At 59.2% G+C, this 14,824-nt stretch carries 10 protein-coding genes; 8 read left to right on the top strand and 2 right to left on the bottom strand.

The window, feature by feature from the left end:
* Nucleotides 1-55: 55 nt before the first annotated feature.
* Genes ACEWMW_RS08110 through ACEWMW_RS08100 form a run of 3 tightly spaced genes read left to right on the top strand, consistent with a single transcriptional unit; the run spans nt 56 to nt 3,661 of the window.
* Nucleotides 56-1,267, top strand: coding sequence for an acyl-CoA dehydrogenase family protein (locus ACEWMW_RS08110; RefSeq protein ID WP_409413377.1), 1,212 nt, complete (start codon nt 56-58; stop codon nt 1,265-1,267).
* Between the two features lie 14 nt (nt 1,268-1,281).
* Nucleotides 1,282-2,352 (top strand): acyl-CoA dehydrogenase family protein, encoded by a 1,071-nt coding sequence (locus tag ACEWMW_RS08105; protein ID WP_409413376.1) that lies wholly within the window; start codon nt 1,282-1,284, stop codon nt 2,350-2,352.
* 4 nt (nt 2,353-2,356) lie between these two features.
* On the top strand, nt 2,357-3,661 hold the full coding sequence (locus ACEWMW_RS08100; RefSeq protein ID WP_409413375.1) for an MFS transporter: 1,305 nt from the start codon (nt 2,357-2,359) through the stop codon (nt 3,659-3,661).
* Here ACEWMW_RS08100 and ACEWMW_RS08095 read toward each other — a convergent pair.
* Nucleotides 3,658-5,391 (bottom strand): class I adenylate-forming enzyme family protein, encoded by a 1,734-nt coding sequence (locus ACEWMW_RS08095; protein WP_409413374.1) that lies wholly within the window; start codon nt 5,389-5,391, stop codon nt 3,658-3,660. The genes ACEWMW_RS08100 and ACEWMW_RS08095 overlap by 4 nt on opposite strands.
* 127 nt (nt 5,392-5,518) lie before the next feature.
* On the opposite strand from ACEWMW_RS08095, the gene ACEWMW_RS08090 reads away from it, so the two are divergent.
* The 5 genes from ACEWMW_RS08090 to ACEWMW_RS08070 all read left to right on the top strand — a co-directional run bounded on the left by ACEWMW_RS08090 (nt 5,519) and on the right by ACEWMW_RS08070 (nt 13,433).
* On the top strand, nt 5,519-6,754 hold the full coding sequence (locus ACEWMW_RS08090; RefSeq protein ID WP_409413373.1) for a serine hydrolase domain-containing protein: 1,236 nt from the start codon (nt 5,519-5,521) through the stop codon (nt 6,752-6,754).
* A 13-nt stretch (nt 6,755-6,767) separates the two neighbouring features.
* A complete protein-coding gene (locus ACEWMW_RS08085; protein ID WP_409413372.1) occupies nt 6,768-8,813 on the top strand; it encodes a 3-hydroxyacyl-CoA dehydrogenase NAD-binding domain-containing protein in 2,046 nt (681 codons plus the stop codon).
* Between the two features lie 764 nt (nt 8,814-9,577).
* On the top strand, nt 9,578-10,702 hold the full coding sequence (locus tag ACEWMW_RS08080; protein WP_409413371.1) for a glycosyltransferase: 1,125 nt from the start codon (nt 9,578-9,580) through the stop codon (nt 10,700-10,702).
* A complete protein-coding gene (locus ACEWMW_RS08075; RefSeq protein ID WP_409413370.1) occupies nt 10,699-11,949 on the top strand; it encodes a glycosyltransferase family 4 protein in 1,251 nt (416 codons plus the stop codon). Before ACEWMW_RS08080 ends, ACEWMW_RS08075 begins: the two co-directional genes overlap by 4 nt.
* Nucleotides 11,946-13,433: a lipopolysaccharide biosynthesis protein gene (locus ACEWMW_RS08070; RefSeq protein WP_409413369.1), complete on the top strand. Its 1,488-nt coding sequence runs from the start codon at nt 11,946-11,948 to the stop codon at nt 13,431-13,433. The genes ACEWMW_RS08075 and ACEWMW_RS08070 overlap by 4 nt, the downstream gene beginning before the upstream one ends.
* 3 nt (nt 13,434-13,436) lie before the next feature.
* On the opposite strand, the gene ACEWMW_RS08065 is transcribed toward ACEWMW_RS08070, so the two are convergent.
* Nucleotides 13,437-14,786: a hypothetical protein gene (locus ACEWMW_RS08065; RefSeq protein WP_409413368.1), complete on the bottom strand. Its 1,350-nt coding sequence runs from the start codon at nt 14,784-14,786 to the stop codon at nt 13,437-13,439.
* Nucleotides 14,787-14,824: the final 38 nt, after the last annotated feature.

Genomic DNA, 14,824 nt, shown 5'->3' with positions numbered 1-14,824 from the left:
CGGGTTTGGCGCTTGCCCCTGCGCGGGCTAAGAGAACCATCCAAAGGAGAGACTCATGGCGACTCAGCTAGAACCGGCAGCCCGTAGCGATGACGAGGCCTTCCGCGCGGAAGTCCAGCAGTTCCTCGCACAGAATTTTCCCCAAGAGCTCAAAGGCAAGGGCAATCTCCTGGCCGGAGTCGATGGCCCGACCGAAGAATCCCCCAAGCAGGAGGCATGGCGCAAAGCCGTAGGCGAGCGCGGCTGGGGCACGCCGACTTGGCCCAAGGAATATGGCGGCGGTGGGCTGACCAAGAAACAGGCGCGCATCATCGACCAGGAATTTGCCAAGGTTGGTGCCTACAATCCGATTGGCGGCATGGGCGTGATGATGTTCGGGCCGACGCTGCTCGAGTATGGCAGCGAGGAACAGAAGCACGAGCATATCCCGCCGATCTGCCGCGGGGAAATCCGCTGGTGCCAAGGCTATTCGGAGCCCAATGCCGGTTCTGACCTCGCCAACATCCAGACCTTCGCCGAGGACAAGGGCGATCACTACATCGTCAACGGCCAGAAGACCTGGACCAGCGGCGGGCAATGGGCCGACAAGTGCTTTGCCATCGTGCGCACCGACAAGTCGGACAAACACAACGGCATCAGCTTCATGTTGATGGATATGCAGGATCCCGGCGTGGAAGTCCGCCCGATCACGATGATTTCGGGCACCAGCCCATTCTGCGAGACATTTTTCACCGATGTGAAAGTGCCCAAGGAAAACCGCGTTGGCGAGGAAGGCCAGGGCTGGACCATCGGCAAGCGCCTGCTCCAGCACGAGCGGACTAATATCTCGGGCGGCGGCAGGCTCGCGAGCATGATGGGTGCAAGCCTGGGCGATATCGCCAAGAAGTACGGTGAGCTCGATGCGAAAGGACAGCTGGCCGACAAGGTGCTACGCGACAAGATCGCCGATTTCGAAATCCGCTGGAATTCCTTCCTGCTGACCGCACGGCGCGCGATGGAAGAAAGCAAGGCGCAAGGCGGCGTCTCCGAAATCAGCTCGGTGCTCAAAAAGCTCGGCACCAAGATGAGCCAGGAACGCTCCGAACTGCTGATCGAAATTCGCGGGTTCCAGGGGCTCGGTTGGGAAGGCGACGGTTTCTCCGATGGCGAGTTGCAATCGGTTCGCGCTTGGCTCTTCGGCAAGGCGACCACGATCTACGGCGGCTCGACCGAAATCCAGAACAACATCATCGCCAAGCGTGTCCTTGGCATGCTCGATCACCAGTAAGGGAGGCGCAGACAATGGCAGTTCTCAACGAAGAACAGGAAATGCTGCGCGACATGGCGCGCGAATGGGCGACCAATGAAAGCCCGGTGACCGAGTTCCGCAAGATCCGCGCGAGCGGCCAGCCCGAAGCCTTCAACCGTGATGCCTATGCCGCGATGGCGCAGATGGGCTGGGACGGAGTCATCATTCCGGAAGAACACGGAGGATCGGACTTCGGCTGGTTGTCCGCCGGTCTGGTGGTCGAGGAACTGGGCAAGACGCTCACTGCCAGCCCCCTGGTGATGAATACAGTCGCCGCTTCGGCCATAATCCTCGGCGGAAACGACGAGCAGAAAGCGAAATACCTACCCAAGCTGGCAAGCGGCGAGATCATCGCCACGCTCGCGGTCGATGAAGGCGCAAGCCATGATCCGTCGAGGATCGAAGCGACAGTATCGGACGGGAAACTTAGCGGCACCAAGACCTTCGTACCCGAAGCGCATGGCGCCGACCTGTTTGTCGTCGCGGCGCAGGACGGGCTGTACTTTGTCGAGAAGGGGGATGGCGTCTCGCTCGCAGCGCGCAAGCTCGCCGACCAGCGCAGCCACGCAGAAATCACATTCGACGGGGTTGCCGCAGACAAGCTCGCCGAAGGCGGCGAAAATCTGCTCGATGATGTGCTTGATCGCGCCCGCATCCTGTCCGCCGCCGAAATGCTCGGCATGGCGCAGCAGGTATTCGATGTGACGCTCGATTATCTCAAGCAGCGCGTGCAGTTCAACCAGGTGCTCGCGACCTTCCAGGCGCTGCAGCACCGCATGGCCGACCTCTTCGCGGACCTCGCCCAGATGCGTTCGGCGGTCGAAGGAGGGCTGCAAGCGCTCGACAGCGGTTTCGGGATCGACCGCGCGGCAACCATCGCCAAGACCGAAGCCAACCGCGTACTCCACACGATCAGCAACCAAGGCATCCAGCTCCATGGCGGTATCGGCATGACCGACGAGTACGATATCGGCTTTTACCTCAAGCGCGCGCGCGTGCTCGAGGCGAGTTTCGGTTCGTCGAGCTGGCTCAAGGATCGCTTCGCAACGATGAGTAGTTACTGACCTCTTGGATCCACTCGAGGATCCCGATGGCCTGAATGTTCCGGCGGGTGCGCAGGACCGCGCGTTCGCCGAACATGCGCGTTTCGTCGATGCGAACCTGAAGCGGAACTACCGCGCGAATTTCATCCACGGCGTGCTGGGGATGACCGGCTTTCGCCTGATCTACGCGCCCACGATCATCCCGGCATATATCCTCATGCTGACGGGCAGCGCCGCCGCCGTCGGGCTCGGCGCCGCACTGTTGCAGCTGGGTGCCACGATCAGCCCGATCGCCAGCGGCGCGCGGATCGAACACCGCAGTCATATCCTGCCCTATGCGATCAAGGTTGGTTCGATGATGCGAGTCATGATCCTTGGCCTTGCGCTCGCTGGCTGGTTCCTGACCGGCGACGTGCTGCTATTCGCCACTTTCGCCTGCTTCCTACTGCTGGGCTTCTTTTCCGGGGCGCAGCGGGTCTCGTTCCAGATGCTCATGAGCAAGCTGATACCAATCAACCAGCGCGGAAGGCTGCAGGGCTATCGCAATTTTGCGGGCGGGCTGATCGCAGCGATCCTTGCCTGGTTCGCGGGCAATTACTTCATCGCCGACGAGTGGCTTGGTAATGGCTATGCGACCACCTTCCTGCTCTCGTTCCTGCTGACCAGCGCGGGCCTTGTCGCGCTGCAATTCATGATCCGCGAGCCGCCTGCGCCGATTTCGCGCCCGCAGATGAAGTTCATGGACCGCATCCGGCAATTCCCCGAGTTGCTCGAAGATCGCGATTTCGCGCGCTTCCTCGGAGTCCAGAGCTTGTCCTCGCTGATGCGCGTCGGCGGGCCGTTCTGGACGGTTTACGCCGGATCGATCCTCGGCCTTGACGGCGCGCTCATCGGCGGCCTGAGTTTCGTATTCCTAGGTTCGGATACGATCGCCAACATCCTTTGGGGTCCGATGGGTGACCGCTACGGATTCAAGCGCGTCTTCGCGCTATCGCTGGCCTGCACGCTCGCGGGGATCGCCTTGCTGATCTTTGGCGATACCGCCCCGCCAATCTACGCCGCTTTTGTCCTGCTGGGTGCGGGAACTTCGGGCTGGATGCTCGCATCGACCACCATGGTGCTCGAGTTCGGCAAGCAGGAAGATATCCCGATGCGCCTCGCGCTGATGACCACGGTAGAAGGCGGCATTGCCGCGATTGGGCCAATTGCCATCGGAATTCTGGTCGCAATTTACGGTTTCGTTCCGCTCTTCGCGATTGTCCTGACAGGCATCGTCGCAGCGCTGGCACTGCTGGTATTCGCCGTGCGCGAGCCGCGCCAGTTCACCTAGAACAGGTCTTTCAAGTCCCGCTTGAGGATCTTGCCATTGGCATTTCGCGGCAGCGTGTCCTCGGTGAACACGATCCGCACCGGCACCTTGAATTTAGCCAGCCGCTCGGCAACCCAGGCCTGCAATTCTTCTTCGCTGGTAGACGCTCCGGGCGCGAGATGCACGACGGCAGCGGGTTCCTCGCCCAACTGCAAATGCGGCAAGCCGATGAGCGCCGCATCGGTCACGGCCGGATGATCGTAGAGCACGTTCTCGACTTCAGATGAGTATATGTTCTCCCCGCCGCGAATGATCATGTCTTTCGCCCGGTCGACAATGTAGCAGAAACCTTCCTCGTCCAGCCGCGCGAGATCGCCCGTACGTACCCAGCCATCGACAAAGGTTTCGGCACTGGCTTCGGGCTTGTTCCAATAGCCTGTGACGGTCATCGGTCCTTTGGCCCAGAGCTCACCCACTTCGCCAATTGGTAACTCGCGTTGCCCCTCTTCGTCCATGATCCTGAGATCGGCCACCGCCACAGGCGGGCCGCAGCTGTCCGGCCGATTGAGGTAATCCTCGCTCGAATGGCCGGTCACTGTTGCCATCGTTTCGGTCATACCCCAGCCGTTGCCGGGCAATGCCCCAAAAATCTCATAAATCTTCCGCACGAGTTCGGGTGCAGCGGGCGCGCCGCCATATGCAATCGCCTCGAGGCTCGAGAGATCGAAATTGTCCCGCTCTGGATGTTCGATCAATTGCCACGCAATCGTTGGCACTCCGCCTGTCACATTGACCTTCTCACGTTCGATCAGCTCCATCGCGCGCAGCGGTTCCCACTTGTGCATGAACACCAGCGTGTTTCCGGCGATGATGCTGCCCATCAAGCTGGCCGAACAGGCGGTGACATGGAACAGCGGGATGACCGTGAGGCCAACCTTGGGGACCGGATCGGGCAAGGTCTCCCCTCGCCGCAGCACCGCGCAAGCCGCGCTATAGCCGCTCGACATGATGTTGGTGCACAGGTTACGATGCGTGCCAAGCGCGCCCTTGGGCTGGCCAGTGGTTCCGCTGGTGTAGAATATCGTAGCCTCATCGTCGGGCGCGATGTCAACCTCGGGCAATTCCGCCGGGGGCAGGTCGGCAAAGTCGTTGGGAGAGCCGATCGTGTCCTCGAGGCGCTCGGCCCCGTCCGGATCGGACGTGCAGCGCGACACCATTACGGTCTCGATAGCAGGGCATTCGCCGCGATGCGTGCTAATCCGCTCCCACCGCTCCTCGTCGCACACGAGCAACTTGGTGCCCGAATTGGCGAGGCCATAGGCAAGCTCGGCTCCGGTCCACCACGCATTGAGCGGCACGCAAATCGCCCCGATCGTGGTCGCCGCAAAGAATGCGACGGGCCATTCGGGCAGGTTGCGCATCGCCAGCGCAACACGATCACCTTTCTCGACGCCGCGTGAGCGGAACTCGGCACCGAGCCTCGCAACCGCACGGAACCACGCCTCATACGTTACGCGTTCGTCCTCAAAGACCGTGAACTCGCGCTCGCCATGCATCCGGCCTACCATCGCCACCGCCCGGAGATTGGGAGGAGCGTTCTTCCAGGTCCGCGTAGGAACCCCGCGAATGTCGAGCGTTTCCATCTCGAAGCGCGCACCAGGCGCAGTCAGTATGTCCTTGCAGGCTGCGCGGGAGAGCGCGGGCCAGCCTTCCGGCTTCGTCCAGCCGATAGCGTTTGCAAGATCGTTCATCTCAATTCTTCTCCCTGTCCCGCTCGCAGTCTTGGATGGAGTTGCGACTCCGTGCAAGCCAAAGGGTGGCGCGGGCTCACGAAACGGCTATGCCTTGTGCAGCCACTCTCGGGAGAAGAGGATACCGATGGTCGACCTGACTGATGCCGCCGAACTGGGTTTTGACAAGGGCCGCCTTGGCCGGATCGACGAGCTGATAGCCGAGAGATATGTCGAGCCTGGCCGCCTGCCCTGCGCGCAAATCCTCGTGGCGCGGGACGGAAACCCGGTTCACTTCGCCCAGTTCGGCAAGATGCGCGATGACGGAACGCCCGTGCGCGAAGACACGCTTTTCCGCATTGCCAGCATGACTAAGCCGATTGTTTCGATCGCTTTTATGCAGCTGGTCGAGCGGTGCGAGGTCGCACTGGAAGAGCCCGTCACCAAGGTCATCCCCGAATTCGCCGAGCTAAAGGTCTATGGCGGCGGTGGCGGCGAGATTCCCTTCGCGCCGGGCACTCCGGCTAGGCCAATGCGGTTCGTCGACCTGATGTCGCATATGTCAGGACTTACCTACGGCCTGCAGAACCGCAACAATATCGATGCCGCCTACCGCGAGAACAAGTTTGACTTCGCGCGCGAGCACTTGGCCTCGGACGAATACATCGCCCGGCTCGCACAGCTCCCGCTGGAATTTCACCCGGGAGAGCGCTGGAATTACTCCGTTTCAACCGACGTGCTGGGCATCGCGGTCGAGCGGATATCGGGCCAGCGGCTCGGCGATTATCTCGAGGAACATATCTTCGCACCGCTCGGCATGACCGACACCGCCTTTGGCGCGAAGAACAACGGCGTAGAACGCCTTGCAGATGCCTATGCCTATACGCCGGGCAAATCGCCAAAGCTGATCGATGAAGGCGCAAAAAGCCGGCTCTTGCAATCGGGCAAGTTCGATGGCGGCGGCGGCGGCCTGGTCAGCACGATCGGCGACTATCACCGCTTCACCAAGATGCTAGTGGGCCGCGGCGCATTGGATGGTGCGCGGATCATTGCGCCCAAGACGCTCGATCTCATGACCGCGAATCATTTGCCCGGTGGTGCCGATCTCACCCAGATGAGCCAGAGCCTGTTTTCAGAAGCCAACAATGCCGGAACCGGTTTCGGGCTTGGTTTCGCCACGGTGATCGATCCGGCCCGCACTCTGATGCCCGCCAGCAAGGGCGAATTTTATTGGGGCGGCGCTTATTCGACCGCCTTTTTCGTCGATCCGGTCGAGAAGGTGACAATGGTTTTCATGACGCAGGTCTATCCCTCGTCGACCTACCCGATCCGCCGTCAGCTCAAGACGCTGATCTATTCCGCCCTTACCGACAGCTACGCCTGAAGGAGCCAAGTCCATGTCATCCCCCATTCGCACCGAACGTCACGACAATGTCCTCGTGATTATTTCCGACAACCCGCCGGTCAATGCGCTCGGCCAGGCCGTGCGCCAGGGCCTAAAGAAAGGGATTGAGGAGGCGCTCGGCGACGATGAAATCCAAGCGGTCGTTATCCGCTGCGACGGGCGCACATTCTTTGCCGGGGCCGACATCACAGAGTTCGGCAAGCCGTCACAAGGGCCGAACCTTCCGCAAGCGCTCGACGCAATGGAAGCGAGCGACAAACCGGTAGTCGCTGCGATCCATGGCACGGCACTGGGCGGCGGCTGCGAGGTTGCCCTCGCCTGCCACTACCGCGTCGCCGTGCCCAGCGCGAAGCTGGGCCTGCCGGAAGTCAAGTTAGGCCTGATACCGGGCGCTGCCGGGACGCAGCGGCTGCCGCGTCTTGTCGGCGCTGAGGCCGCGCTGCCGCTGGTTGCAATCGGCAATCCTATCCCGGCCAAGAAGGCCGAAGCTATCGGGCTAGTCGATGCCATCGTTGGCGAAGATTCGCTCGAAGCCGATGCCATTGCTTTCGCCAAATCCAAGATCGGTCAGCCCGTCCCGCGCGCGAGCGAAGGCACTGCCAACCAGGACGGGGTGAAGAACCCGGATATTTTCGACCAGTTCCGCGCCAAAAACGGCCGCAAGATGCGCGGTTTCGATGCGCCCAATGCTGCGATCGAAGCGGTCAAGGCCGCGGGCGAACTGCCCTATGCCGAAGGCGTGAAGAAAGAGCGCGAGCTGTTCATGAACCTCATGACCGGCAGCCAGTCAAAAGCGATGCGGCATTACTTCTTCGCCGAGCGCGCGGCCAACAAGATCGAGGATGTCGCTCCAGATACTCCGCTGATCTCGATCAACAAGGTCGGTATTATCGGCGCGGGCACTATGGGCGGCGGGATCGCGATGAATTTTCTCTCCGCCGGAATCCCGGTCACCATCCTCGAAATGGCGCAGGACGCGCTTGATCGCGGCACAAGCGTAATGCGCAAGAACTACGAGAACACCGCAAAGCGCGGCCGCATGACGATGGAGCAGATCGAAGGAGCGATGGGCATCCTGTCCCCTACGCTCGAATATGGCGATCTCGCCGATTGCGACCTCGTGATCGAGGCGGTCTACGAGAACATGGACGTCAAGAAAGAAGTCTTCGCAAAGCTCGACGAGGTGGTGAAGCAAGGCGCGATCCTGGCTTCGAACACCAGCTATCTCGATGTCAACGAGATCGCCACGGCCACCCAGCGCCCCGGATATGTGCTCGGCCTGCACTTCTTCTCGCCCGCCAACGTCATGAAATTGCTCGAGATCGTGCGCGGGGAGAAGACGCGCGACGACGTGTTAGCTACCTGCATGAAGCTGGCCAAGAAGATCGGTAAGGTCGCCGCCGTATCGGGCGTCTGCCCCGGCTTTATCGGCAACCGCATGCTGTCCAAGCGGCAAGAACAGGCCAACGCGCTCATAATGCAAGGCGCGAACTACTGGGATGTCGACGACGTCCTGCTCGAATTCGGCTTCCCGATGGGACCATTCCAGATGGGCGACCTCGCCGGGATCGACATCGGTTGGCATCGCGACCCTTCGAAAGTCACCACCGTGCGCGAGGCGCTGTGCGCCGCAGGCCGCTTTGGCCAGAAGAACGGCAAGGGTTTCTACGACTATGACGAAGCGCGGCAGCGCACACCTTCGGACGAAGTGAAGCAGATCATCGCCGATTTCGCAGCCAAAGAAGGCCACGAGCAGCGTGAAATCTCCAAAAACGAGATTCGCGAGCGTTTGCTTTATCCGATGGTCAATGAAGGTGCGAAAATCCTCGATGAAGGCATGGCGCAGCGCGCGAGCGACATCGATGTCGTCTGGATCAATGGCTATGGCTGGCCGCTGTATACCGGCGGGCCGATGCACTGGGCCGAGGAAGTCGGGCTCGACAAGATTGTCGACGGACTTGAACGGCACGGCCTGGAAGCCAGCGAAGCATTGAAGGGTTACGCGGCGTTGGAAGGGGGATTTAGAGCACTCAGATGAATTGGTCGGCAGGCCAGATCGCTCCCGTTTGGAGAATCTTGGTTTTGGTTTTTACCTCGGGCCTTGTCGGCCTGAACCGTTGGGGCAGAATACTGGCTGTAATTTTCTGCAGCATAGTTTTCGCGACAATTTCACAAATGTCCTTAGCGCGGCCGCTCCTGATCAAATATCTTGAGCACTTGCCACTTGCATCGGTCTGGCCGCCTGTCACATTGAACGATGGGTCGGATGTCTAAAATGAACCAAGAGACATGATGATTGGTGGCAAAGCAAAGATTGGCCGCATCGTCACACCGTTGATTGCTGGCGGCTGCTCTGCAATTGCGGGCGATCCTCCCAACCTTAGACTCGATCTCGCATCCCGGCACGAAAGTGTGCTCACAATCCGAAGCCCATTTTTCCTTACCTAGAAGAACCACGCTTATGCATTCGCGAAGTGCTTTCAGCTCAACACCAATTGATAACTATTTGGCAGAGGAGCGCTAGTCCCAAATAGTCAATCAAGGCTGCTCGCTTCGGAAAAGTTTCGGGTCGCTAGTGGAAGTCGCGGCGTAGTTTCTCCAAACTACTTGTCCGTTTCGCCTATCCGCTCGATCCAATAGCCGCTTTCATCGTGACAATCAGGCCGTGCAAATCAATGGGAATCGAATTCTCCTCAAAGTGAGGCGATTCACAAATTTGCACCAACGGTACCATTTGCTGGATGATGCCCCAGACAATGATCGTCTTGCAATGATCGCGGTTTCAGGCACAGTTCGAGGAATATGAATTGGTCCATTCTCCTCGCGATACTAAGCGCGCTGTGCTTCGTCCTCTTCGTATACCCCTACGCTATCTACGGGCCGATCCTGGCAGCTTTGCCGCGCCAGGACATTGAGCGCCGCCAACACGATGCCAGCGTATCGTTGCTGTTTTGTGCTTACAATGAAGCGCCCTCACTAGGCGCGAAAATCGAGAATTTGAGGCGACTGAAATCAAGCTATCCTGATTTGGAGATATTGGCGTACGACGACGGTTCTCAAGATGCGACTGCCGCATTGTTGGGCAAAGAAGAACGGCTGCTCACGCTGGTCAAGGGGCCGGGACGCAGAGGCAAGGCGGCAGGCATGAAAAGGCTTGCGGAACTTGCCCGTGGCACAATCCTGATCTTCACCGATGCCAACGTCCTTCTCGATCAGCATGTGATCGCCAATATCTTGCAATATTATGCTGACGAGGAAATCGGAGGGGTGTGCGGCACCCTCAAGTATTCCGACGACGCACGCAGCGAAACCGCCTCTGTCTCATCAAGCTATTGGAGTCTCGACGAGCGTCTCCGAACCCTTGAATCCGCCACGGGCAGCGTGATGGGCGCAGACGGTTCGATCTTCAGCATTCGTCGTTCGCTTTACCCATCTTTCCCTGACAATGTGCTGGACGATCTGACTGTTTCCATGAGCGTGGTCTTCGCCGGGAAAAGGCTGGTCAAGGCGGGCGACGTGATAGCCTATGAAAACAGTGTTGTAGCGCAAGATGAAGAACGCCGCCGCAAGATCCGCATCGGTGCGCGTGCCATGCGCACTCACGTCTACCTGCGTCCAAAACTGCGCAACATGTCGGCAATCGACCGGTTCAAATACACCTCTCGCAAGGTACTGCGCTGGTTCGGAGCAAGCTTCCTGGTCGGCGGCATCTCGTTCGGGACCGCAGCGCTATACCTCGCTAATCCGAGCGCGGCCTTGCTCGCAGCAGTGAGTGTGTGTGCTATCCTAATGCTCGCCCTTGCGCCTGTTAGAAGTGCACGCAAGGTCTGGCGCGCGATCGAGCTCCTTTTCGCCACCCAGTACGGCGTTTTTCAGGGAGCTCTGGGCCGAGATTATGTCACTTGGTCACCGGCCAAGACAAGATGAATCGAGTTCTCGATGAGGAAGGGGTCCAGAAGAGGCTACGCGTCGCTTATCTTTTCACCCAATTCCCCATACCGAGCCAGACCTTCGCTGTTTCGGATATCGAGGGTTTGCGAAACCTTGGGTGCGAAATCACCGTCTATACGCTCAAGCCGTCGCCGAAGAACCTGCAAGAGCTCAACAAAACAGGGGGCATCCCGGTCGATCTGCCGATCGATCGCCCTTCCATAGGCGGAGCAACAGGCTGGATTCGGCATCTTTGGACGCAAAGACGGAGCGCACTGGGGCTGTTTCTTCGTGCTGCTCGAAACCTCCCTTATGCTCCTGCGACAAGCTTGGGCGCAATCCTGTCGATCCCGCGAGTGCTGGAAGTAGCTGAGAAGATCGATCAGTCAGGTGCCGATGTGGCCCACATCTTCTGGTCTCGCCACCAATCGATGGTTCTTGCGGCCTTGGCCGACCGCGAATCAGCGACCGTTCGAAGCGTTTTTGTCGGCGCGTATGATCTGGTGGCCGCGGATTTTCTCGTCGCGACCGGGCTTGAGAACGCGGAAGCCGCATTCACCCATGCTCGCGCAAATCTCCCTTCAATCTCGACGATTCATGAGGCTGCGGAACCTGTCGTCATCCATCGCGGCATCCCGCTCCCTGATTGGCAGCACACGCCTGCGCGTGATCGTGAGCCGCTTTGGTTATCCGCAGGGAGCCTGACGCCGGACAAGAACTTCGAAGCCGTAATCCAGGCCTTTGCGAGAGCCCGCGCTACGCACTCCGGCTTGCGTCTTGAAATTTATGGCGAGGGTCCGCATCGCGCCAAACTCGAAGCACTAGCCGAAAGGCTTGGTTGTCAGGACTCAATCGATTTTTTCGGGCACATCCCGCGAGCTACGCTCATGCGGCGCATGACGCAGGCACGGGCGTTTATCCTCTTATCAACCAAGCTGTCAGAACGGCTGCCGAACGTCGTGAAGGAAGCTCTTTGGGCGGGCTGCGTGGTGATCGTGTCAAAAACACCCGGCATCGAAGAGCTTGTGTCCGGAAATTTCGGCCACATCGTAGACCTAGAAGATCCAGCTTCATTGGATCGCGCCATTGCTGGCGCACTGGACGAAGATTTCGGCGCGGCCGATGCACGGGCCATGGCGGCACGCGAGATGATCGAAAAAGATTTCGCTGCGACTCCCCAGATGAGCCGCTACGTTGATGAGTGGCGGTCGAAGATTCAGCTGCGCAATGGGAGCGGCCGATGAGTAGCTCCAAACTGACCCAACAGGCAATCTCCGGATTGGGCTGGCAAGGGTCGGTCGTCGTTTCCAATATCCTTATCAGAGCCGCCGTTTTCATCATTCTGGCAAGGACTCTGACACCGACAGAATTCGGCATCGTCGCTGCAGCCATGGTTGTCGCCCATATCGTGAAGGAGGTTAGCCAGCTGGGCGTGGCGCGTGCGCTCGTCCAGAGATTAGAACTTAGTAGGGCACACCTGCAAGGCGGCATGGCAATCGCAATCTACACCGGAATTGCCGCGACGCTTGCGGTCTACTTGTCGGCACCAGCGATAGCAGAACTCTTCGAGATCGCTGGGCTGCAGCCGTTTGTTGAGGTTCTTTCGGCAATCCTCCTGTTCAGTAGCCTGGGCGCGGTCCCGGCAGCGATGCTCCAGCGCGAGCGTCGCTTCCGTGAGCTGAGCATCTGTGACTTTGTCAGCTTTGTAATCGGGTTTGCCGGCGTCGCGTTGACCTTGGCCTTTCTGGGCATGGGGGCATGGGCATTGGCGTTAGCGAATGTCGCGCAGGCAGGCGTGCGGATGATCATGCTCTTCTGGATCTACCGGGTGCATCCTTACCTTGAACTTCGATTGCCGATTGCGCGCGATCTGCTGGGTATCGGAGCGGGATTCTCAGTCGGCCAGGCAGGAAATTTCGTCGCCACGCAGGTCGACTATGTTATCGTAGGTAGGGCTCTCGGCGCCGAGGCGCTGGGCTTCTACAATCGCGCCTATCAACTGCTGATGCTACCGGCACAACTGGTAGGCAATGCCGCATCAACCGTGCTCATACCGACTGTCGCCTCAATCCAGGATCAAAGGGACCGCGTTGGCAGAGCATTCCTGCGCGCCATGGGGCTGGTGTCACTGATTGCATGGCCCGTCAGCGGCGTATCGCTGATCGTTGCTCCCGAACTGATCCGAACGTTGCTGGGTGAACGATGGGATCCGATGATCCTGCCATTCCAGATACTGGTGGTGACGCTGCTATTCCGGACGACCCACAAGATCTGTGACGCTGTCGTACAGGCGATGGGTGCAATGTATGCGCGAGCATGGCGGCAATGGCTCTATGCAGCATTGGTTGCGTTGGGTGCATATACGGGGCTGGCTTACGGCATTGCCGGAGTGGCGGCCGGCGTCTCTGTCGCAGTGCTCGTGAACTATCTGCTCATGCTACAACTCGGGTGCAAACTGGGCGGAATCGGTTTGGGAGAGGCAATGCTGGTTCAGATCCGGCACTTGTTGCCTGGCCTTCTGATCGCCCTACCCGCCGGAGCGGCTACGATCGCCGGGCGCATTGGGGCTTGGCCTGAAATGGGAACCCTGTCGCTTGCGTTGGCAGGATCCGCGCTAGCAACGGCCGGATTGATGCGGTTTGCGGCGCCCATGTTCGGACCTGAGCTTGAGTGGCTATTCGAAAGGGCCAAGGAGCGGCTCGCAAAATCGAATGTCGAAAGCCAGTAGCTTTTATGTCGGCCGAAACGGGGAATGACGGGGTGAGCGCCTGAAGTTGTCAGCGCGGCGATCTGCTATTTGCGGGAAGTACCAGGCAAACAGGACGAACAGTGCCATCGTTCCCCCGTTGATCGCGAACTGACCAAAACCATTCTTGAACAGGGTGATCGATTGCATGAAGCCGATTGCAGCAAAGGTGCGCAGCAAGAGTGATGGCGACCGGATCGCATGTTCGGCCAGCCGAAATAGCGCAAAACCAACCAGAAACGCTGCTGGGATGGCGAAGAGCCCGAGAGAGAAATAGAGCTCGCCAAACCAGAAAGCCGAAGGATTCTCCATCAACTGGAACTGTGCTTGCAGGGTCGTATCGATGTCTTCCGGCTTGCCAGGATAGAGCGCACGCGGGATCGGGAGAGCGAGGAGGAAACCTGGCAAATGTAGCGGCTGCTCACCGAACCTCTCCACGTAATCGATGATCAGCACGAAATTGGGAAAGCCTGTTGCCGGACTGCCAAGCAGAAGATCCGGGATAGACCGAATTGCAGTCGGATCGACAGCCTGCCCTTGCGCAGATGTGTTGAAATATACGCGCGAATACCAAAGCACGGGAACAAGCAGCAGACTTGTTCCCAATAACAGCAGACCCACGATCTTGTTTCGGGAGACAGCGGCGGCAATATCTTCGCGTCTTGTCCAAGCCTGCGATACGATCGGTCGAAGGAGGAAGATGAGCGCGATCAGGAACAGCGCCATCGTCACGAAATCCCGCCGCTGACTGCGCGAAAATGCTGCCATAACCGCGATCGCGATCCAGAACAGCGCCCAGCCATTCAAGCGGCCATTCTGCCAGTAAAGCTTTGCGACGATAGCAAGCGGAATGCCGATAAACATGGTCAGCAGGTATCCCGGCTCGCGAAAATCCTCCCTCACGGGCAGGAGGAAACGTCCCAAATCCCAGCCTGACAACTGGAAAAGGAAGACCATCGATGAAAACCAGGCCAGCGCCAGGATCAAAGTAACGTTGGGGCTCGTCGAGCGGAGCGTTGCTTTGCCCAGGGGAACCTCTTTCTGGATCCACAGCGCCAAGCCCGAGCCCACGGTAAAAGCGACCCCGATAGCGACCAATAAGCCCAGAGCCTCGGGCAATCCAGCGCCGTTGGACAAGGGGCCGCCCACGTATTCAAAATTGCGCCAAGAATACGATGGAACCACGGCTGTTTCGACATAGTAGATCGCCGGCATAGCCGCGAAAATCCATGTCAAGGTAGCCACGATCGCCGCAATATTGAACGGAGAGCGGACAAGCAGCCAGATGCTGATGGCCAGCATTGCGGCTGTGGCAGCGATCGAAATTGTGATCATCCAGGGCTCCCCGGAATTCTCGGCTCGGCAATCATGGC

Source organism: Litorerythrobacter xanthomarinus (genome assembly GCF_046254955.1).
In the GTDB taxonomy this organism is placed as follows: Bacteria; Pseudomonadota; Alphaproteobacteria; order Sphingomonadales; family Sphingomonadaceae; genus Qipengyuania_C.
Note: the sequence above shows the minus strand (reverse complement) of the source record. Positions and strands in the feature narration are given on the sequence as shown.